Raw genomic sequence first — 20098 nt, forward strand, 5'->3', positions numbered from 1 at the left:
GGCTGGGGCACGGCCGATGCGTCCGTGCGGGGACGCCGCGCGGTGGGTCAGCCGCGGGTGGCGGCGCCGACGTCGTGCATGTGGCGCAGCGCCTGCCGGTAGGAGTCGACGAGGCCGGTCTCGGTGTAGGGCAGGCCGACCTGGGCGCAGTGCGCGCGGACCAGGGGCTGCAGGCGGCGCAGGCTGGGGCGGGGGGCGCTGGGGAACAGGTGGTGTTCGATCTGGTAGTTCAGGCCGCCCATCAGCCAGTCGGTGAGCAGGCCGCCGCGCACGTTGCGGGAGGTGAGCACCTGGCGGCGCAGGTGGCCCCAGCGCTGGCCGGGGCCGGGCATGGCCATGCCCTTGTGGTTGGGGGCGAACACGCAGCCCAGGTGCAGGCCGAACAGCGCGTGGTGGATGAAGATGAACGCCACCGCCTTGCCGGGGGACATGAGGCTGAACACCAGGGCCAGGTAGCCGGCCAGGTGCGCGGCCAGCACCCCGGCCTCCAGGAGCCGCCCGCCGCGCCCGTCCCGCCAGCCGGTCTGCCCGCCGCGCCGGTCGCCGGGGCGGGAGCGCAGGTGCAGGACGCTGCTGATCTTCAGGTTGAAGCCTTCCAGCAGCAGCAGGGGGAAGAACGCGCCGGCCTGGTGGCGGGCCAGCCATGCCCAGGCGCCGCGGCGCCGCTCGGCCTGCTCGGCCGTCCACACCAGGACGCCTTCGCCGACGTCGGGGTCCTTGCCGACGTGGTTGGGGTTGGCGTGGTGGCGGTTGTGCTTGTCGTTCCACCAGGACTGGCCCATGCCCAGCAGCAGGTTGCCCAGCAGCAGTCCCAGCCACCAGCCGGAGCGGGCGGTGCGGGTGATCTGGTGGTGCCCGGCGTCGTGGCCGAGGAAGGCGGTGCGGGTCGACAGCACCGCCAGCGGCACCGCCAGCGCCAGCACCCACCACGACGAGCCCGCCCAGGCCACCGCCGCCCACGTCAGGGCGGTGCCGCCGAGGGTGATCACGATGTCGCGCACGTAGTAGCCGGTGCGGCGGTCCAGCAGGCCGCTGGCGCGGACCTTGCGGGCCAGCGGCGCGAAGTCGCTGCCGGACGAGCCACCGGCGCCGGCGGCGCCGGCGGCGTGGTCCGCGCCTGAGCCGGCCGGTGCGGCGGCGGTGGCGGTGGCGGGCAGGGCTGCGGGCATCAGTCCTCCGTGGTTCGCGGATGGGAAAGCGGGGTGCGCGGCGTCGTCCGCCGTGGTGATCACCTGGTGGCGACGCTATGCGCGCGGGTGCCGGACGGTCGCCCCGCCGCAGAGCCAAGCGCGGTATGGCTCCCAGGTCTGAGGTGGGACGGCCCGACCTGCACCTGAGGTACGGGGTGATCACCGGCACCTGTCAGCCTGCCGCCGCCCGGCGCGGGGCGCACGGGGGCCCGCTCCCCTGCGGGGGTGGTGCCAGCCCCCCTTGCGAGGGGGGACAATCCTCCCCTGGAGGTCTCCCTGGGCTTTCCCCGGGGCGTCTCCCCCGTCCCGCGGGCACCTCCGCACGCCGGCCGCCCCCTGCCCACCGTTGGGAGCACATGCGGCATATAGGGTCGTAAGTCATGAACGCGAGCACTCGGTGGATCGAACTGGACGGTGCGGTCAACGTCCGCGACCTGGGCGGGCTCCCCACGCTCGACGGGCGCGCGACACGGCGGGGACGGGTGCTGCGCGCCGACAACCTGCAGGATCTGTCGGTGAAGGACGTGCGGGTGCTGCTGGACGAGCACGCCCTGAAGAACGTGATCGACCTGCGCAGCGAGGCCGAGGTGCGCCTGGAGGGCCCAGGGCCGCTGACGCGGGTGCCGTCGGTGCGGCTGCACCACCTGTCGCTGTTCGCCGAAGGCGGCGTGTACACCGACGTCACCGCCGACACCCCCGACGGCCAGACCCCCCGCACCGGAGACCCCGCGGACGCGGCGGACGCGGTGGACCTGGACAAGGTGCTGCCCTGGCAGAACCGCGCCGACGGCGGACCCGAGCACGAACGTTCCATCGCCCACTACCTGGGCTACATGCGCGACCGGGCCGACTCCATCGTGGCGGCGCTGCGGGTGATGACGCGCACCGACGGGGCGGCGCTGGTGCACTGCGCGGCGGGCAAGGACCGCACCGGCGTGGTGTGCGCGCTGGCGCTGGAGGTGGCGCAGGTGACGCGGGAGGCGATCGTCGCCGACTACGCGATGACCGGGGAACGGCTGGAGGTGATCCTGGCGCGGCTGCGGGCCAGCGACACCTACGCCGCGGACCTGGACTCGCGTCCCGCCGACAGCCACCGGCCGCACGCGTCGATCATGGAGAAGTTCCTGGCGCGGGTGGACGAGGAGTTCGGCGGGACGCTGGAGTGGCTGGCGCGGCACGGCTGGACCGGCGACGACACCGTCGCCCTGCGCGACCGCCTGCTGACCTGACCGGGTTCCCGGCTCTGACGGCTCCCCTCACGACCTTCCGGCCCCCTCCCCGATCACCCCGCCCGGCCGCACGCCTGGCCTTGCCGCGGCCTGCGGCGCGGGCCGGCGTTCGTTAGCGGCGACGGCGAGCGGGTAGCGACGGCTCGACATCCGCCGATGGGAGGAGCCGTTCGATGCCTCTGACGCTCAAGCCGCCGCTGACCGCCCGGGTCACGCCGTCGCGCAGGCTTTCACGCAAGCCGCCGCGCCTGCCCGCACAGCTGTCCGCACGCCTGCCTGCACGCCTGCCGGAGGGGTTGACGGCACGCCTGCCGGGGCGGGGTCCGGGGCGGGGTCCGGGGCGCAGGCCGCCGCGGACCCTGCGGGCGGCGTTGCGGGCGCCGGACCGTTCCGCCCTGGCCGACCTGCTGACCCGCCGTCCGGTCACCGTCCGCGACGTGCGCCGCAGCCTGGGCGTGGAGACCGCCACCCGCCGCTGGCTGATCGCCGGCGTGCTGCCGCTGTGGCTGGGCGCGGGACTGGCCGACTGGTACGCCCACCGCCGCACCCATATCGAGGACACCGCCGGCGCCCGCGAGTCGCTCATCCACGCGGTGATGATGGCCGAGGCGGGCGTGCCGGTGACACTGGGCCTGTTCTGCGAGGTCAACGCCGGGGTGCTGGCCGGGTGCGCCGCCGCCTACGGCGCGCACACCGCCACCGCGTACTGGGACGTCACCTACGCCGAGCAGCGCCGCCGCGTCACCCCGGCCGAGCAGCACGTGCACAGCCTGCTGGAGATCGTCCCGCTGATGGCCACGGGGTTCTTGGCGGTGCTGCACTGGGACCAGGCGCGGGCGCTGGTGACCGGCGGCCGCTCGGCCGACTGGGCGATCCGCGCCAAACGCCGCGACCCGCTGTCCCCGCGCACCCGCGTGGCGCTGGTGGGGGCGATGCTGCTGTTGGGGGCGCTGCCCTACGCCGAGGAGATGCGCCGGTGCCTGCGGGCGCGGCCGACGCTCAGGGCGCAGCCCGAGGCGCCCACGCCGCCGACCCGCACGCTGGCGATCCCCGCCGATCCCGCCGGGTCCACCGGGTCCACGGGGTCCGCAGGTTCGTCCGGGTCGTCCGCGGCCTTCTGACACCCCTCACCGCACCCGCCCGGGGTGATCAGCCTGCGGCGGTGCGGGCGCGGGCCTCGGCGATCCACCGGTCGGCCTGCTCGGCCAGCCACTCGACGCCCGCCTCGGCGCGTTCCCGGTCGCCGGTGTTGAGGAAGTCCAGCTGCAGCCCGGCGAACGCGGCGTTCTGCACGGTGGCGTAGTGGCGGGCCAGGTCGGCCGGGACTCCGCGCACGCGGAACGACTCGGCGACGAACTCCACGCGGTCGGCCAGCAGCCGGGTCACCTGCCCGGCCAGCCGCCCGCCCGCCGCCAGGCCCTCGATCTCGTGCACCAGGCGGATGAACGGCAGGTTGTCCTCGCGCAGCTGCCAGCGCCAGGTGTCGCGCACGATGTCGCCCATGGACCGCTCGCCGTCCCAGCCGGGCAGCGCCCGCAGACGCTCGCGCTGCTGCTCGTCCAGCCGCGCCAGAACCTGCCCCAGAAGGTCCTGCTTGTCGGCGAAGTGGTGGGTGAGCACGCGGGTGCTGTGGCCCAGGTGCTGGGCCAGCGGCCGCATCGACAGCGTCGACAGGCCGTGGTCGGTCAGGTAGGCGACGACGGCGTCCAGCAGCTCGGCGCGGCGGCGCGGGTCACGGGGCCGGGCCATGGCGTGCTCCTCGGGCTCCTCGGGGGCTGACCGGGTGGCGTGGTCGACCCCCACCCTATTAAGGTAACAGTCGTTACGTTAATTCGGTGTCCCCACCAGGAGCCCACCCATGCCCACCACCCCCACCCCGGCCACCCCAGCACGCCCCCGCACCGGCCGCCCACCGGCCCGCCGCCTGCGGGCACGGCTGCCACCCGGCTGGCTGCTCGCCCTCACCCTGACCACCTTCGCCTTCTCCACCGACGACTACGTCATCGCCGGCGTCCTGCCCGCCATCGCCACCGACCTGCACGTCACCGAAGCCACCGCCGGACAGCTGGTCACCGCCTTCTCCCTCACCTTCGCCCTGGCCTCACCCCTCATGGCCGTCCTGGCCGCCACCTGGCCACGCCGCCGCCTGCTCACCGGCGCGCTGCTGCTGTTCACCGCCGCCAACCTGGCCGCCCCACTGGTCACCACCTACTGGCAGCTGACCGCCCTGCGCGTCGCCGCGGCCCTGGCCGCCGCCACCGTCGTCCCCGCCGCCCTGGCCATCGCCGCGCAACTGGCCCCCCAAGGCCGGCAAGGCCGCTACCTCGCCCTCGTCATGACCGGCCTGTCCGGCTCCTTCGTCCTCGGCGTCCCCCTGGGCACCTGGGCCGCCGCCGCCACCGGCTGGCAGGGCGCCTTCGTCCTCGGCGGCACCCTCGGGCTGGCCGCGCTCGCCGCGGTCCGCGCCACCCTCCCCGACCCGCCACCCGCACCCACCGTCACCCTCACCGAACGCCTGTCCCCCCTGACACGCCCCGCCGTGCTGACCGGACTGGCCGCCGCCACCGCCTCCGTCCTGGGCAACATGCTGTTCCTGACCTACCTGGCGCCGTTCCTCCGCGACATGTCCGGCACCGGCCCCACCACCCTCGGCTGGGTGTTCGCCGTCTGCGGACTGGCCGGCATCGCCGGAGGCCAACTCGGCGGACGCGCCACCGACCGCTGGGGCCCCTCCACCGCCCTGCTGCTCAGCGGCGCCCTGTTCATCACCACCATGGCCGTGCTGCTGCTGTGCTGGCACACCCGCCCCACCCACCTGGCCCTGGCCCTGCCCCCACTGCTGCTGTGGACACTGGCCGCCTGGGCGGTACCCCCACCCACCGCCGCCCGCCTGCTCACCCTCGCCGGACCCGCCGCCCCCCAAGCCCTCGCCCTCAACAGCAGCGCCGTCTACCTCGGCGTGTCCGGCGGCGGAGCACTCGGCGGCGCACTCCTGGCCACCCACGGCGGCGCCGCCCTGCCCATCGCCGCCGCCACCAGCATGCTCACCGCCCAAGCCCTGTTCGCCCTCGCCGGACGCCTCACCCGCTGACACCCTCCGCCCCAGCAACCCGGGGCACAGGTCAACGAGTCTCGGCGGCCAGGCGCACCCCCAACCCGATCAACACCACACCCGACACCTGCTCCAACCGCCGCCGCACCCCGGCACGCCCCAGCACCCGCCTGGCCGCCCCCACCAACCACAGCACCGCCCCGTACCAGACCACGTCGACCAACGCCCACACCACCGTCAAACCCACCAGCATCACCAGCACCGGCCACCCCGTCGGCACCGACACCGGAACGAACTGCGGCAAGAACGAAACCGCGAACACCCCCGCCTTCGGATTCGCCACATTGGTGATCAACCCCAGGCGGAAACACCGCCACAGCGAATCCCCGCCCCCAACCGCATCAGACGACACGGTCACGTCCGCACCCTCGCCCCGGCCCCCAGCCCCCTCATCACCCCGGCGACGACGCGCCTCCCACAACGCCCGCACACCGAACCACACCAACACCACCGCACCCACGATCCGCAATCCGTCATACACCAGCCGCGACGCCACCAGCAGCGCCGACAACCCCACGGCGGCCGCGACCCCCCACAACACCACCCCCGCCTCATTCCCCAACACCGCCGCCACCCCCGCACGACGCCCCGACCGCACCGCCACACGCATGATCACAATCGTGCTCGGCCCCGGCGCCATCGCGATCAACATCGCGGCACCCGTGAACGCCACCAACGTCTCCAGCATCCCGCCATGCTCACCACACCACCCCCACCCCGCAACAGCATTTCCCCCGGCCGCGGCCACACCCCCCAAAGACCAGGCGTCAGACAGACCCGTCAGACCGGGCCGCCGTCCTCCCCATCCCCACCATCCGTCGGCCCCGGCGACGGCGAAGACGGCGAAGGCGACGGAGACGTCGGACTCGGCGACGGACGCGGCGCCTGCGTCGGGGGAGGCACCACCGGAGGCGACACCGACGGCGACGGCGGATCCGGCGGAGGCACCGGCGGCTCACTCACCCTCGGCTGACACGCGAACAACACCAACATCAACAACCCCAACAACAGCAACACCGCCGCCAACATCACAATCGCCGCGACCAACGGCCGATCCGATCGCCCCGCCCCCGGCAACACCCCCACCGGCCCCCGCAACCGAGGCTCCCCCAACGCCGGCTCCCCCGCCCCCAACCAATACGGCTGAAACTGCGGACCCCGACGCCGCCCATTCCACCGCCCACCAAAAGAACCCCGCAACAACACCGAATCCAAAAACCGCTCCGCCCCCACACGATCAGGACGATCCGCGTCATACCGCGTCGCCACCCACGGCGCCGAACCATCCGGCTGCGCCGCCACCACCGGCGCCGCCTCCCCCTCACCAACCCCCACCCCAGACCCCTGCCACGCAGCCTCGATCGCCGCACGAAAACGATCCCGAGCCGCCGCATCCCCCGCGGCCCCACAATTCAACACCGCCACACTCGCCTGCCGCCCCTCGGCATCCACACCCAGATACACGATCCCCGCAGACGACTCCGCCAACCGCGCCGACAACCGATACGGCCCAAGCTGAACAGGATCCTCCGATGGCAGCGGCCTCGACATGGCCGCCAGACTAACAACCCCCACCCACCACCAGACCCCACCACACCCGCACGTCCCGCACACCCCCGCAAACGTGATCGCGTAGGGTCGAAAGGAGCGCCCGGCCGCTCCCCGCGGGACCACTCCGAGGACAGTGAGGACGCCCAATGACCATCGCCGCCCACGATGCCGACCAGGCCGCGACCCTCCTCCAGCAAACCGTGAGCGAGGTCAAAAAAGTCATCGTCGGCCAGGACCACATGGTCGAGCGCATGGTCGTCGCCCTCCTCGCCAAAGGCCACTGCCTCCTCGAAGGCGTCCCCGGCGTCGCCAAGACCCTCGCCGTCTCCACCCTCGCCCGCGTCGTCGGCGGCACCTTCGCCCGCCTCCAGTTCACCCCCGACCTCGTCCCCTCCGACATCGTCGGCACCCGCATCTACCACCCCTCCACCGAACAGTTCGACGTCGAACTCGGCCCCGTCTTCGTCAACTTCGTCCTCGCCGACGAAATCAACCGCGCCCCCGCCAAAGTCCAGTCCGCCCTCCTGGAAGTCATGGCCGAACGCCAGGTCTCCCTCGGCGGCAACACCTACCCCCTCCCCCAACCCTTCATCGTCCTGGCCACCCAGAACCCCATCGAATCCGAAGGCGTCTACCCCCTCCCCGAAGCCCAGCGCGACCGCTTCCTCATGAAGATCGACGTCCGCTACCCCGGCGCCCACGAAGAACTGCAGATCCTCCAACGCATGAGCGTCGACCCACCCGAGGCCACCCCCATCCTCGACCCCGACCAGCTCACCGCCCTCCAACGCGCCGCCGCCGAAGTCTCCGTCCACGAACTGGTCGCCGACTACATCGTCCGCCTCGTCATGGCCACCCGCGAACCCGACCAGTACCGCCTCCCCGACCTACGCCAGGTCATCGAAATCGGCGCCAGCCCCCGCGCCACCCTCGGCCTCGTCGCCGCCGCCCGCGCCCTCGCCCTCATCAACGGACGCGACTACGTCCTGCCCGACGACGTCCGCGCCGTCGCCCGCGACGTCATGGCCCACCGCATCGTCCTCACCTTCGACGCCCTCGCCGACGGCGTCGACACCAACGAAGTCGTCGCACAGATCCTCACCGCCGTCCCCCCACCCCGCGTCGTCTGGAACCACGGCGCCGCGGTGAGCGCATGACCACCCCCACACCCCGCCCCCACCAGGGCACCCCACCCCAGGCCGCCCCGGCAGCGCGACCTGCCTTCCGCCCNNNGCACCCCAACCTGCCTTCCACCCACCCGCCGACACCCCCGCCCGCCCACGCCGCACCGACAAACTCGCCGCCCTCGCCCCCGAACGCACCCTCCGCCGCCTCGAACTCGCCGTCACCCGACGCCTCGACGGCCTCCTGCACGGCGAACACATGGGCCTGCTCCCCGGCCCCGGCACCGAACTCGCCGAAGCCCGCCTCTACCAACCCGGCGAAGACGACGTCCGCCACATGGACTGGGCCGTCACCGCCCGCACCACCACACCCCACGTCCGCGACCTCATCGCCGACCACGAACTGCAGGTCTGGGCCCTCACCGACCTCAGCCCCAGCATGCAGTTCGGCACCACCACCCTCCTCAAACGCGACCTCGCCGTCGCCGCCCTCGCCGCCGTCGGCTTCCTCACCGTCCGCCTCGGCGACCGCGTCGGCGCCTACCTCCTCGGCCCCGGCGGCCTCCGCCGCTGGCCCGCCCGCACCGGCAAAGCCGCCATGTACACCCTCCTGCAAGCCGTCCTCGACACACCCACCCCCACCGCCGACACCCACCCCCACACCCCCACACCCGACCTCGCCCAAGCCATCACCGCCCTGCACCGCGGCCAGACCCGCCGCGGCCTACGCGTCGTCGTCTCCGACTTCCTCGACCCCACCGACCCCGCCCTCCACAACCCCCACCCCACCTGGGAACGCCCCCTCCGCCGCCTCGCCGCCCGCCACCAGGTCCTCGCCGTCGAGATCATCGACCCCCGCGAACTCGACCTCCCCGACGTCGGCCTGGTCGAAATGGCCGACCCCGAAACCGGAACCGTCCACGAGATCGTGCTCAACCGCCGCACCCGCCAACGCTACGCACAGGCCGCCGCCGCCCAACGCCAACGCACCCGCGACGCCCTGCGCCGCTGCGGCGCCCACCACCTCATCCTCCGCACCGACCGCGACTGGATCACCGACATCGCCCGCTTCGCGCTGCGCCAACGCCGCGCCGCCGGACGCGCCGTCGCCGCCCAGGGGGTGCGCCCATGACCTTCCTGTCACCCGAACGCCTCTGGCTGCTGGCCCTGGTCCCGCTGCTCGCCGCCGCCTACGTGCTCATGCAGCTGCGCCGCCGCCGCCACACCGTCCGCTTCACCAACCTCGCCCTGCTCAGCCAGGTCGCCCCCCGCCGCCCCGGCTGGCGCCGCCACGTCGCCGCCACCCTCTTCCTCAGCATGATCCTGCTGATGATGATCGGCTTCGCCCGCCCCGCCACCGGCGTCAAGGTCCCCCGCGACCGCGCCACCGTCATGGTCGCCGTCGACGTCTCCCTGTCGATGATGGCCCGCGACGTCACCCCCACCCGCTTCGAGGCCGCCAAGGCCGCCGCCAAGAAGTTCATCCGCGACCTGCCCGGCCGCTTCAACGTCGGCGTCGTCTCCTTCGCCGGCAACGCCAACCTCGTCGCCGCCCCCTCCACCGACCGCCAGGCCGCCATCGCCTCCATCGACCAGCTCGTCCTGGCCAAACGCACCGCCATCGGCGAAGCCGTCTTCACCTCCCTGCAGGCCGTCCGCTCCTTCGACGCCCAGGCCAGCCAGGGCGACCCCCCGCCCGCCCACATCGTGCTGCTGTCCGACGGCGACAACACCACCGGCCGCACCGTCCCCGAGGCCATCGACGCCTCCCGCGGCGCCCACGTCCCGGTGTCCACCATCGCCTTCGGCACCCCCTACGGCACCGTCGACATCGAAGGCGAGACCACCAGCGTCTCGGTCAACAAGGAGACCCTGCGCATGCTCGCCGAGAGCACCGAGGGCAAGGCCTACGAGGCCACCGACGCCGACCAGCTCTCCGAGGTCTACGCCAACATCGGCAGCTCGCTCGGCTGGAAGATCGAACACCGCGACGTCTCGGCCCGCTTCACCGGCATCGCCCTGCTGTTCGCCCTCGCGGCCGGCGGCACGTCCCTGGCCTGGTTCTCCCGCCTGCCCTGACCGCCACCCGGCCCGTTCGAGACCGCCCGACACGGCGGCTCCGGCGCCCCTGCGGACTCCGGCGGTGACGCCCGCCGCGCGCGGCAGGCCCGCGACGCTGGTACGGTCGGCCGACGTGGGGGAACACTACTTCGCCTCGCGGCCCGAGGCGGCCAGCCGCCGCCGCACCGTCGACCTCGTCCTGCCCGACCTGCACCTGCGGCTCGAAACCGACAGCGGCATGTTCTCACCCGACCGCGTCGACCCGGGCACGCGCATCCTGCTGGAGACCGTCCCCCCTCCCCCGGCCACCGGCACCCACCTGGACCTGGGCTGCGGCTACGGCCCCATCGCCCTCACCCTGGCGACCCGTTCCCCCCAGGCGAATGTTTGGGGCGTGGATGTGAATCGCCGGGCCTTGGAACTGGCTGAGCAGAACGCCACAAGCGCGGGCCTTGACAATGTAAGGTTCTGCTTGGCGGACGAGATCGACCCCGGGCTCCGCTACGACGCGATCTGGTCCAACCCGCCGATCCGCATCGGCAAGAAGGCCCTGCACGACCTGCTGCTCACCTGGCTGCCCCGCCTCACCCCCGGCGGCCGCGCCCACCTGGTCGTCCAGAAGCACCTCGGCTCGGACTCCCTGCAGCGCTGGCTGAACGACCAGGGCTTCCCCACCGAGCGGATCGCCTCCCGCTCCGCCTACCGGGTCCTCGCCGTGTCCGCCCGAACGCAGGAAGGTCAAGCCCCATGAGCAAGCCGCAGACCGCCGCGCCCACCCGCCGGCAACTGCGCCCCACCGACGTCAAACGCCTCAACCGCGACTGGCGCCGCCGCACCGACGCGCGCCTGGGGCTGCTGGTCGAGTCGGTCACCCAGCCGTTCAACCTCGGCTCCATCCTGCGCAGCGCCGCCGCCTTCGGCGTCGAGCACCTCTGGCTGGCCGGCAACGCCACCACACCCGACCACCGCGCCGTCGGCAAGACCGCCCTGGGCAGCGAACGGCTCGTCCCCTGGGAGCACGCGGGAACCGCCGCCCAGGCCGCCGACGCCGTGCGCGAGGCGGGCCTGCGCCTGGTCGCGATCGAACTCACCGGCGACGCCCAGCCACTGCACGAGGCCCCGCTCGACGGCGACGTGTGCCTGGCCGTGGGCGGCGAGGACCACGGCTGCTCCCCCGCCCTGCTGGCCGCCGCCGACGCCGTCGCCTACATCCCCCAGATCGGCCGCGTCGGCTCCCTCAACGTCGCCGTCGCCACGGCCATCGCCCTCGCCGAGGCGCGTCGCCGGGAGTGGGCCCACGACCCCACGCCTTGACAAAGTAAGGTGACACCCTGGGGCGGGGAAGATCGCGTATGGCCGCGCCGGACGGCGATAATCGGGACGTGCGGCGCACCTACGCATTCCTCGACCACGACGGCCCCATCGCCTTCGCCCACCGCGGCGGGGCCGCCGGCCGTCCCGAGAACTCCATGGCCGCCTTCCAGCGCGCCGTCGACCTCGGCTACCGCTACCTGGAGACCGACGCGCACGCCACCGCCGACGGCGTCGTCGTCGCCTTCCACGACCGCACCCTCGACCGCGTCACCGACCGCCGCGGCACCATCGCCCGCCTCCCCTACGCCGAGGTCGCCAAGGCCCGCATCCACGGCACCGAGCCCATCCCCCGCCTGGACGACCTGCTCGGCTCCTTCCCCGAGGCCCGCTTCAACATCGACCTCAAGGACGCCCCCGTCATCGGCCCCCTCGCCCGCGCCCTGCACCGCACCAAGGCCTGGGACCGGATCTGCATCACCTCCTTCTCCACGCGCAGGCTGGCCCAGATGCGCGCCCGCCTGCCGCTGTTCACCGACAAGGACGTGTGCATGGCGCTCGGCCCCCGCGGCGTCATGGCGCTGCGCGCCAAGTCCTACGGCGGCCCCACCGCCAAGCTCGTCCGCCTGGCCGCCACCGGAATCGCCTGCGCCCAGGTCCCCCACGGGCTGGGGCCGGTCCCGTTCGTCACCGAGTCCTTCGTCGCCCAGGCCCACGAGCTCGGCCTGCAGGTCCACGCCTGGACCGTCAACCACCCCGCCGAGATGGAACGCCTCCTCGATCTGGGCGTCGACGGCATCATGACCGACGACCTGCTCGCCCTGCGCGACATCATGACCGCCCGCGGCCACTGGCGCCCCATCCCCGCCTCGCCCAACGGCCACTGAGGCCCGCCGGCCCCCGCTAACCGGTGACGGCCGCGTCCGCGCCCCAGCCGGCCAGCAGCCGCAGGCTCTCCGCCGCCGCGGACCCCGCGGGGGCGTGGTAGACGGTCACCACCTGCTCCTCGTCGTCGGGCAGCCGGAACGACTCGAACGACAAGGTGAGGTCGCCCACCAGCGGATGGCGCAGCCGCCGGACACCGTGGCTGTTCTCCTTGACGTCGTGCCCCGCCCACAGGCGGCGGAACTCCGCGCTGCGCACCGACAGATCACCCACCAGCGCCGCCAGTCCGGGATCGTCCGGTTGGCACCCCGCGTACAGGCGCAGGGCACCGACGACGTCTGCCGCCATCGCCTCCCAGTCCGCGAACAGGCGCCGCTGGTCGGACCGCAGGAACACCAGCCGGGCCCAGTTGCACTCGTGGGGCGGCAGCCGGTCCCAGTCGCCGAACACGGCCCCCGCCATCGCGTTCCAGGCCAGGATGTCCGTGCGCCGGCCCGTCACGTACGCGGGCACCCCCTCCAGGGAGGTCAGCATGTCCAGCAGCGCGGGACGCACCTGGTCCCGTGGAGGCGGCACGTCCCTCCTCCGGCGCTGGCACTTCACCAGATGCGTCAGATGCGCGTGTTCGGCGTCCGTCAGCCGCAGGGCCCGCGCGATGGCGTCGAGCACCTCGGCGGACACGTTGTGCCCCCGGCCCTGCTCCAGACGCGTCAGATAGGCGACCGACACCCCGGCGAGCTGTGCCAGCTCCTCACGGCGCAGCCCCGGCACCCGCCGATACCGCCCGCTGGACGGAAGCCCGACGTCCCCCGGCCTCACCCGGGCCCGGCGGCTGCGCAGGAACTCCCCGAGTTCGCCACGCGGATCGATCGGCGGCCCACCGGGCTCCACCGCGTCCTCTACCCCAGCCCGATCGTCCATAGCGCTCATTATCCCGGCCGCTCCCCCGTACCAGCGCCCACGAGCCTGACCCTGCCAGTAGTAGGACCGGCTCCGGCGAACGCGACGATGACTCGGGCCGCGGCCGCCTCGGCCTCGGCCTCGCAGCCTGATCCCCGTTCCGTCCCTTCGGCCAGGCTGATGAGGGGACGGGACGCTCTGGTCAGGCCGCGCCGTCTGGGGTGGGTGGCAGGGGGGTTCGGGCCAGGACGAGTTTGGTGGTGCGGGCGGTGTAGGCGGCCGGGGCGTCGTCCCAGTCGGCGGTCAGGGTGGTGACGTGTTCGGCGGGGAAGCCCGTGCGGTGGACGAAGTCCAGCAGGTCGGGCAGCAGGGCGCGGGCGTGGGAGACCCCCAGGCGCAAGGTGGCGTCGATGGTTGTCGCCGCCCAGCTCGAACGGCTCGTCAACAGCGCCGTCCGCTGACGCCGCCACCGCGCAGCACTCCCGCTCACGTACGTACATGAGCGTCGAGCGATCACGATCTCCGCTCCCACTCTTACGCGCACGTCCTAGCGGCAGGAGGAGATGGCGGGGGGTTTGCGTTTGCGGGTGGCGGACGACGGATCGGCCAGGAAAGCCCGCTCCCGCCGATGGCGCCGTCGCGGTGGGGCGGTGGACTGCGGGAGCCGTCCGCGTTCTTGCGGGTCGTCCAGGTGGATCGTCAGAGGTGGTCCGCGGCCGTGCTTTTCAGCCGTCGTCGGCCGGGCGGGGGGCTCAGCGGGTGAAGCCGGGGCGTTGGGGACCGCCGGGAGGACGGTACTGGGCGGCGATGCGCAGTGGGGCGTGGTGGGGTTGAGGCGCGGACTGCGGCTCCGGGCGCTCCTCCACGCCGGACGGGCCGGTCTGGAGGAGGTGGAGGCGTCCCTCCCGCAGGCTCTCCAGCAGCTCGAGGTCCTCGGCCGACACCAGGGCAGCCATGACCTTTCCCCGCCGGGTGAGCGCGATGCGCTCCCCGGAGTAGGCGACCCGGTTCACCAGGTCGGCGAACTCCGCGCGTGCCTCCGTCACCGGCTTCTCCACATGTTCATCTTACGGCGAACTCCCCTGTCCTCTCGTGCGGCCCGGACGTAGGCTCGACCCCGAAATGTACAGTACGTACAGATGATCTTCGGGAGGATTCATGCACGGACGGCTCACGCAGGGCATCGGCGAGGCACGGTCCGGGCCGGCGACGTACGTGGGCAGGAGCCGCACGGCGGTGGACGTGCCGGGGCAGCTGGGGCAGGAGCAGCTGATGCAGAGGCTGCTCGACCAGCGGATCCTGTTCGTCGGGAAGGAGATCGACGACGACCTGGCCAACCGGGTCTGCGCCCAGCTGCTGCTGCTGGCGGCGCAGGACCCGCACCGCGACATCACCGTCTACATCAACTCCCCCGGCGGCGTGGTGGACGCCGGGATGGCGATCTACGACATGATGCAGTTCGTGCCCAACGACGTGGCCACTGTCGCGCTGGGCATGGCGGCGTCCATGGGCCAGACGCTGCTGTGCGCGGGTGCCCCGGGCAAGCGGTACGCGCTGCGGCACGCGCGGGTGATGATGCACCAGCCGCACGGCGGGATCGGCGGCACCGCGTCCGACATCAAGATCCAGGCCGAGCAGTCGCTCTACCTGAAGCGGATCCTGGCCGAGCTGCACGCCCGGCACACCGGGCAGCCGCTGGAACGCATCCAGGCCGACTCCGACCGGGACCGCTGGTTCACCGCCGAGCAGGCCCTGGAGTACGGGATCATCGACCACGTCGTCGACAGCACCGACCGGGTGGGGGCGTGATGGAGCGCTTCCCGCGGGCCGAAGGCCGGTACGTGGTCCCCTCGTTCGTCGAGCGCACCACGTACGGCTACAAGGAGATGAGTCCGTACAACAAGCTGTTCGAGGACCGGATCGTGTTCCTGGGCACGCCGGTCGACGACACCGCCGCCAACGACGTCACCGCGCAGCTGCTGGCGCTGGAGGGCATGGACCCCGACCGTCCCATCAGCCTGTACATCAACTCGCCCGGCGGTTCCCTGACGGCGATGATGGCGGTGCTGGACACCATGCGCTACATCCGCCCGGAGGTGGAGACCACCTGCGTGGGCCAGGCGGCGTCGGCGGCCGCGGTGCTGCTGGCCGCCGGGACCCCGGGGCGGCGGGCGGCGCTGGTCAGCTCGCGGGTCCTGCTGCACCAGCCGGCGATCGAGGTGTCCCGGGGGCAGTCCACCGACCTGGAGATCCAGGCGCGGGAGATCAACCGGCTGTGGGAGCGGATGGTGGCGATCCTGGCCGAGACCACCGGCCGGGACCCGGCGCGGGTGAGCGAGGACCTCGAGCGGGAGCGGTACTTCACCGCCGCCGAGGCGCTGGAGTACGGGCTGATCGATCATGTGCTGACCACGCGCGGCTAGCCGGGTGCGGGGGCGCCCGCCGGGCCGAACGTTTCTGCCGGGCGGCCCGGCGGGCCGGAAAGAGCAGGGTTGGAACGGCTCCACGACGGGAATCTTGTGACGGTCAGCAGCGTTGGTCAGGACGAGACCGCAAGCCGTCTGGGAGGCACGTGACGATGGCCGAGCGCGCACTTCGCGGCACCCGACTCGGAGCGACGAGCTACGAGAACGATCGCAACACCGATCTGGCTCCCCGTCAGGAGGTGGACTACACCTGCTCCCGGGGGCATCGGTTCACCGTGACGCTCGCCGCCGAGGCCGAGGTGCCGATGACCTGGGAATGCCGCAACTGCGGCGTGACGGCGCTGCGGGTGGACGGTGAGGCGCCGCAGGCGAAGAAGGGCAAGCCGCCGCGCACCCACTGGGACATGTTGATGGAGCGCCGCACGGTGGAGGACCTGGAGGAGGTTCTGGCCGAGCGTCTGGCGATCCTGCGGGCGGGCCGCAGAAGGACCGCCTGATCCTCGCTCGGACGCGGTCCGTGCCGTCATCCCACCGACGGCACGGACCCGCTTCCGCACTCGTGCTTCCCGACCCACCCGTGCTTCCCGACCTGGTCTCGCTTCTGCCGTCGGCACGTCAGGGCCTGCCGCGAACGTTGATCTCGCCGTTCCCGCCAACACTGCCGCCGTCGTCCTTGACGACCTCCCCCTGGACCACCGTTCCCTGTGGCGCGCCGCCGGTGTCGCCGCGGCCGAACGGGTCGCGGGCGCCGAAGGGGCCGAACGCGTCGTCCATTCCCGGCGGGTAGACGGACCCGACGCCGGCGGCCCGTACGCGGCGGGCGATGCGGGCGGCGAGCAGCCGACGCACCAGCGGCCGGGTGAACGGCAGGACGAACGCCAGGCCGAGCACGTCGGTGACGAACCCGGGGACGAGCAGCAGCATGCCGCCGAGCAGGACCAGCGCGGTGTCGGCGGGTTCGCGGTCCGGCGCGCGGCCGCGGCCGAGGGTCTCCTGCAGGTCCCGCCAGGCGCGCCGTCCCTCGCGGCGGACGATCCAGCCGCCGAGCAGGCTGCCGGCCGCCAGCAGCGCGACCGCCCACCAGGGGCCGATCGCCTGCGCCACCTGGACGATCAGGTAGATCTCCAGGATCGGCATCAGCAGGAACGCCAGAACCAGTACGAGCGGCAGCATGGCTCCATCTTCACCTAGGCGGTCGGCCCTTCACCTGTGTCAACGCCAGGGCGGCGGCGAACGTTTCCACGCGGCGGCCGTTCCCGTCGGCGGCGCCCGGCGTCTCGAGGGCGGCCCGGCGCGCCGAGGCGGGCCGGACGCGGCCGTGGGGGGCGGGGGCGCAGGTCAGCGGGGCGGGCGGAGCTTGCGCAGGCGCGCGTTGGTGCCCCACTGGGTGATCCGCCACATGGCCTCGACCATGATGTCGCGGTTCATCTTGCTGGCGCCGTGGGTGCGTTCGACGAAGGTGATGGGGACCTCCACGACCCGCAGGCCCTCGCGCAGCGCGCGCAGCGCCAGGTCGATCTGGAAGACGTAGCCGCGGGAGTCGACGCCGTCCAGGCCGATCTTCTCCAGGGTGGCGGCGCGGAAGGCGCGGTAGCCGCCGGTGGAGTCGTGCAGCGGCACGCCGAGCATGAGGCGGGCGTAGGTGTTGGCGCCGCGGGAGAGCACCTCGCGGCGCAGCGGCCAGTTGCGGACCTGGCCGCCGGGCACCCAGCGGGCGCCGATCACCAGGTCGGCCTCGGTGAGGGCGCCGAGCAGCCGGGGCAGTTCCTCGGGCTGGTGCGAGCCGTCGGCGTCCATCTCGACCATGACGTCGTAGCCGTGGTCCAGGGCCCAGCGGAACCCGGCGATGTAGGCGGCGCCCAGGCCGTCCTTGGCGGTGCGGTGCAGCACCTTGATCTGGTCGTCGGCCTCGGCCATGGCGTCGGCGACCTTGCCGGTGCCGTCCGGGCTGTTGTCGTCGACCACCAGCACGTCCACCGACGGCACGGCCTCGCGCACCCGGCCGACCAGCCGCTCGATGTTGTCGCGCTCGTTGTAGGTGGGCACGATGACCAGCACCCGGCCGAGCTCGGCTGGGATCTCCATCGGCGTCAATTCCCCTCGTTCCCTCTGGCGGTTGACCTGGCGGCCGCCGCGACCGCCCCCACGGCCAGGAGCACCAGCGCCCATTCGGGTGCGGCGCCCAGTCGGTCGGCCACCGTCCGCGACGTGCGCGCCGGCACGGCGGCGACATGCATGTCGGGGACGAACTCCCGCGACCGGTAGATCATCCGGCCGTCCGGGGCGACGACCGCGCTGATGCCGCTGGTCGCCGCAACCAAGATCGTACGGCCATGTTCGACCGCCCGCAGCCGGGACATCGCGATCTGCTGCGGGGGCAGGCTGGTGCGGCCGTAGGTGGCGTTGTTGGTCTGCACGACCAGCAGGGAGCCCGCGGACACGTCGCGGACCTCCTTGTCGTAGGCGACCTCGAAGCAGATGACGTCGCCGATCGTGGTCGGTCCGAGCCGCATCACGCCCGAGCGGGTGCCCTTGGCGAAGTCGCGGGGGATGCGTTCGAACCGGGTGATCAGCTTGGTGAGCAGGGACCGGAACGGCAGGTACTCGCCGAACGGGACGGGGTGCCGTTTGACGTAGTAGTCGCCGGGACCGGTGCGGGGGTCCCAGACGATGCCGCGGTTCTCGACCTTCTGCCCGTCGGGGGTGTCGACCAGGGCGCCGACGAGCACGGGCACGCCGACGTCCTTGACGGCGCCGTCGATGGCCGCGAAGGCGTCGGGTTCGGCGTAGGGGTCCAGGTCGCTGGCGTTCTCGGGCCACACCACCAGTTCGGGGCGGGGCAGCTGCCCGGAGCGGACACGGGCGGCCAGCTCGTGGGTGCGGCGCACATGGTTGTCCAGGACGGCCTTGCGCTGCCCCAGGTAGTCCAGGCCGAGCCGGGGGACGTTGCCCTGGATGACGGCGACGGTGACGGACTTGCCGTCCGTGGGCGTCGGGATGAGGAAGGCGCCGCCGACGACGGCGACCAGCGCGGCCAGGGCGACGCCGACGGGCCGTGCCGCGTCGCGGTGGAGGCGCAGGCCGCGGCGCGTCCTGGCGATCGCGACGACGGCGTAGGCGGCCAGCGCGCCGACCAGGGCGGTCAGGAAGGTCACCAGCGGCGCGCCGCCGATCGCCGCCCATGGCGTGAAGGCGGAGGCGGTCTGGCTGAACGCCAGCCGCGCCCAGGGGAAGCCGCCGAACGGGACGCGTCCGCGGGCCGCCTCCTGGGCCACCCACAGCGCGGCGGTCCAGACGGGCCAGCCGGGCAGGCGGGTGACCAGGGCGATGCCCGCGCCCATGGGCACCCAGTACAGCGCCTGGATCAGGCTGAGCAGGATCCACCCGTCCGGCCCGATCTTGATGATGCCCTCCAGCACCGGGACGAAGAACGCGACGCCGCCGACGAATCCCAGCCAGGCGCCGGTGCGGGCGGGCAGGCCGCGCAGCGCGAGGGTGAGCAGGGCGACGCCGACGGGCGCCAGCGGGGCCAGGTCGGCGGGCGGGAACGCCAGCCACAGGATCAGGCCGCCGGTCAGCGCCAGCAGAGTGCGGGGCCACCCGGCCCGCCCGCCGCGGCGCAGCCGGTCCAGGCGTGCCGGGCGTGCGACGTCGGCCGCATCGGCCGTGCCGGCCGACGCCGGCCGTTCCGGGAGAGTCTCCTGCGCCACCGGCACGCTCCTCCGCTCATGCGTTCCCCTGGCCGGAACGGTACCGGGCCGCCGGAGCGGTGGCGACCGGGCACGATCCCCTTTATGCCGGAAACGCACCGACTGAGAGATGCCACGATGTTCCTCGGCCTGCCGGCGGGGTGCGAGGGAGCACGTGCGGGCGGGCGGAGGACGGTAGCGGGGCGGCAGCGGGACGGGGGGCAGAGGCGGGCACGGAGGAGGGCCCGTGACATCCCTCGGGCCGGAGTCGCCCCACAGGCGGTGAGAACGCAAGCTCCGTTTTCTAGTGGATGTCCGGGCCCTTCCCGGGTCCAAGCCCCCGACCGATCGGGCGGCCCCGCCGGGCGCGGCACCCGGGCAACGCACCTGGCTCGGGACGGAGGCGAGGAGCGATCGGTGTGCGATCCGCGCTCGTCCCCGTCGTGGCGCGGTGTCCGGTGGCGCCTTCGAGCGGCCGATCGGTGAGTCCCGTGCTGGACTGGTGCCAAACTACCGGCTTCGCGAGCTGTGTCAACCGCCGCATGCGCTGCGACGATTCCGTGTCATCCCTGCTCAGCGCCATGATCGCGAGTGCGGGGAGATCGCGCCGCCCGTCCGGT

21 protein-coding genes are annotated in these 20098 nt (G+C 73.1%); 12 read left to right on the plus strand and 9 right to left on the minus strand.

Going from position 1 to position 20098, the window contains the following annotated elements; translation table 11 throughout:
• Window positions 1-47: 47 nt before the first annotated feature.
• A complete protein-coding gene (locus tag ABD811_RS13700) occupies window positions 48-1169 on the minus strand; it encodes a fatty acid desaturase family protein (protein ID WP_344946264.1) in 1122 nt (373 codons plus the stop codon).
• Between the two features lie 401 nt (window positions 1170-1570).
• On the opposite strand from ABD811_RS13700, the gene ABD811_RS13705 reads away from it, so the two are divergent.
• Both ABD811_RS13705 and ABD811_RS13710 read left to right on the plus strand, forming a co-directional pair.
• The gene (locus ABD811_RS13705; RefSeq protein WP_344946267.1) at window positions 1571-2419 is read left to right on the plus strand and encodes a tyrosine-protein phosphatase; all 849 of its coding nucleotides are present in this window, start codon (window positions 1571-1573) and stop codon (window positions 2417-2419) included.
• A gap of 173 nt (window positions 2420-2592) precedes the next feature.
• Window positions 2593-3540, plus strand: a complete 948-nt coding sequence (locus ABD811_RS13710; RefSeq protein WP_344946270.1) for a hypothetical protein — start codon at window positions 2593-2595, stop codon at window positions 3538-3540.
• Between the two features lie 28 nt (window positions 3541-3568).
• Here ABD811_RS13710 and ABD811_RS13715 read toward each other — a convergent pair whose 3' ends face one another.
• On the minus strand, window positions 3569-4222 hold the full coding sequence (locus tag ABD811_RS13715; RefSeq protein ID WP_344946273.1) for a TetR/AcrR family transcriptional regulator: 654 nt from the start codon (window positions 4220-4222) through the stop codon (window positions 3569-3571).
• A 55-nt stretch (window positions 4223-4277) separates the two neighbouring features.
• Between ABD811_RS13715 and ABD811_RS13720 the strand changes: the two genes are divergently transcribed.
• Window positions 4278-5510, plus strand: a complete 1233-nt coding sequence (locus ABD811_RS13720; protein WP_344946276.1) for an MFS transporter — start codon at window positions 4278-4280, stop codon at window positions 5508-5510.
• A gap of 31 nt (window positions 5511-5541) precedes the next feature.
• Here ABD811_RS13720 and ABD811_RS13725 read toward each other — a convergent pair whose 3' ends face one another.
• The gene (locus ABD811_RS13725) at window positions 5542-6219 is read right to left on the minus strand and encodes a LysE family translocator (RefSeq protein WP_344946279.1); all 678 of its coding nucleotides are present in this window, start codon (window positions 6217-6219) and stop codon (window positions 5542-5544) included.
• Window positions 6220-7228: 1009 nt separating this feature from the next.
• On the opposite strand from ABD811_RS13725, the gene ABD811_RS13730 reads away from it, so the two are divergent.
• The 6 genes from ABD811_RS13730 (at window position 7229) to ABD811_RS13755 (ending at window position 12465) form a co-directional block, all read left to right on the plus strand.
• Entirely contained in the window at window positions 7229-8239 is a 1011-nt protein-coding gene (locus ABD811_RS13730; RefSeq protein WP_344946282.1) for an AAA family ATPase, read from the plus strand.
• 226 nt (window positions 8240-8465) lie between these two features.
• Window positions 8466-9338: a DUF58 domain-containing protein gene (locus ABD811_RS13735; protein ID WP_344946285.1), complete on the plus strand. Its 873-nt coding sequence runs from the start codon at window positions 8466-8468 to the stop codon at window positions 9336-9338.
• Complete coding sequence (locus ABD811_RS13740) at window positions 9335-10285, plus strand: VWA domain-containing protein (RefSeq protein ID WP_344946287.1); 951 nt, start codon at window positions 9335-9337, stop codon at window positions 10283-10285. The genes ABD811_RS13735 and ABD811_RS13740 overlap by 4 nt, the downstream gene beginning before the upstream one ends.
• A gap of 115 nt (window positions 10286-10400) precedes the next feature.
• Window positions 10401-11018, plus strand: coding sequence for a class I SAM-dependent methyltransferase (locus tag ABD811_RS13745; RefSeq protein ID WP_344946290.1), 618 nt, complete (start codon window positions 10401-10403; stop codon window positions 11016-11018).
• Entirely contained in the window at window positions 11015-11581 is a 567-nt protein-coding gene (locus tag ABD811_RS13750; protein ID WP_344946293.1) for a TrmH family RNA methyltransferase, read from the plus strand. The genes ABD811_RS13745 and ABD811_RS13750 overlap by 4 nt, the downstream gene beginning before the upstream one ends.
• Before the next feature lie 68 nt (window positions 11582-11649).
• Window positions 11650-12465 carry a glycerophosphodiester phosphodiesterase family protein gene (locus tag ABD811_RS13755; protein ID WP_344946296.1) on the plus strand — a complete coding sequence of 272 codons (816 nt, stop codon included), beginning with the start codon at window positions 11650-11652 and terminating at the stop codon, window positions 12463-12465.
• A 16-nt stretch (window positions 12466-12481) separates the two neighbouring features.
• On the opposite strand, the gene ABD811_RS13760 is transcribed toward ABD811_RS13755, so the two are convergent.
• The 3 genes from ABD811_RS13760 to ABD811_RS13770 form a co-directional block, all read right to left on the minus strand.
• Window positions 12482-13384: a helix-turn-helix domain-containing protein gene (locus ABD811_RS13760; RefSeq protein WP_344946299.1), complete on the minus strand. Its 903-nt coding sequence runs from the start codon at window positions 13382-13384 to the stop codon at window positions 12482-12484.
• A 181-nt stretch (window positions 13385-13565) separates the two neighbouring features.
• Entirely contained in the window at window positions 13566-13808 is a 243-nt protein-coding gene (locus ABD811_RS13765) for a hypothetical protein (RefSeq protein ID WP_344946302.1), read from the minus strand.
• A 307-nt stretch (window positions 13809-14115) separates the two neighbouring features.
• A complete protein-coding gene (locus ABD811_RS13770; RefSeq protein ID WP_344946305.1) occupies window positions 14116-14409 on the minus strand; it encodes a type II toxin-antitoxin system Phd/YefM family antitoxin in 294 nt (97 codons plus the stop codon).
• Window positions 14410-14521: 112 nt separating this feature from the next.
• Here ABD811_RS13770 and ABD811_RS13775 point away from each other — a divergent pair, with 112 nt between their 5' ends.
• The 3 genes from ABD811_RS13775 (at window position 14522) to ABD811_RS13785 (ending at window position 16286) form a co-directional block, all read left to right on the plus strand.
• Window positions 14522-15172, plus strand: coding sequence for a ClpP family protease (locus ABD811_RS13775; protein ID WP_425549404.1), 651 nt, complete (start codon window positions 14522-14524; stop codon window positions 15170-15172).
• The gene (locus tag ABD811_RS13780; protein WP_344946308.1) at window positions 15172-15786 is read left to right on the plus strand and encodes an ATP-dependent Clp protease proteolytic subunit; all 615 of its coding nucleotides are present in this window, start codon (window positions 15172-15174) and stop codon (window positions 15784-15786) included. The genes ABD811_RS13775 and ABD811_RS13780 overlap by 1 nt, the downstream gene beginning before the upstream one ends.
• Window positions 15787-15941: 155 nt before the next feature.
• On the plus strand, window positions 15942-16286 hold the full coding sequence (locus ABD811_RS13785; RefSeq protein WP_344946444.1) for an RNA polymerase-binding protein RbpA: 345 nt from the start codon (window positions 15942-15944) through the stop codon (window positions 16284-16286).
• 118 nt (window positions 16287-16404) lie between these two features.
• Here the strand turns inward: ABD811_RS13785 and ABD811_RS13790 are convergent, their stop codons facing one another.
• The 3 genes from ABD811_RS13790 to lnt form a co-directional block, all read right to left on the minus strand.
• The gene (locus ABD811_RS13790; protein ID WP_344946311.1) at window positions 16405-16962 is read right to left on the minus strand and encodes an FxsA family protein; all 558 of its coding nucleotides are present in this window, start codon (window positions 16960-16962) and stop codon (window positions 16405-16407) included.
• A 165-nt stretch (window positions 16963-17127) separates the two neighbouring features.
• On the minus strand, window positions 17128-17874 hold the full coding sequence (locus ABD811_RS13795; RefSeq protein WP_344946314.1) for a polyprenol monophosphomannose synthase: 747 nt from the start codon (window positions 17872-17874) through the stop codon (window positions 17128-17130).
• A 5-nt stretch (window positions 17875-17879) separates the two neighbouring features.
• The gene (gene lnt, locus ABD811_RS13800; protein ID WP_344946318.1) at window positions 17880-19499 is read right to left on the minus strand and encodes an apolipoprotein N-acyltransferase; all 1620 of its coding nucleotides are present in this window, start codon (window positions 19497-19499) and stop codon (window positions 17880-17882) included.
• Window positions 19500-20098 lie beyond the last annotated feature (599 nt).

This window comes from Actinomadura miaoliensis, assembly GCF_039536785.1.
In the GTDB taxonomy this organism is placed as follows: Bacteria; Actinomycetota; Actinomycetes; order Streptosporangiales; family Streptosporangiaceae; genus Spirillospora; species Spirillospora miaoliensis.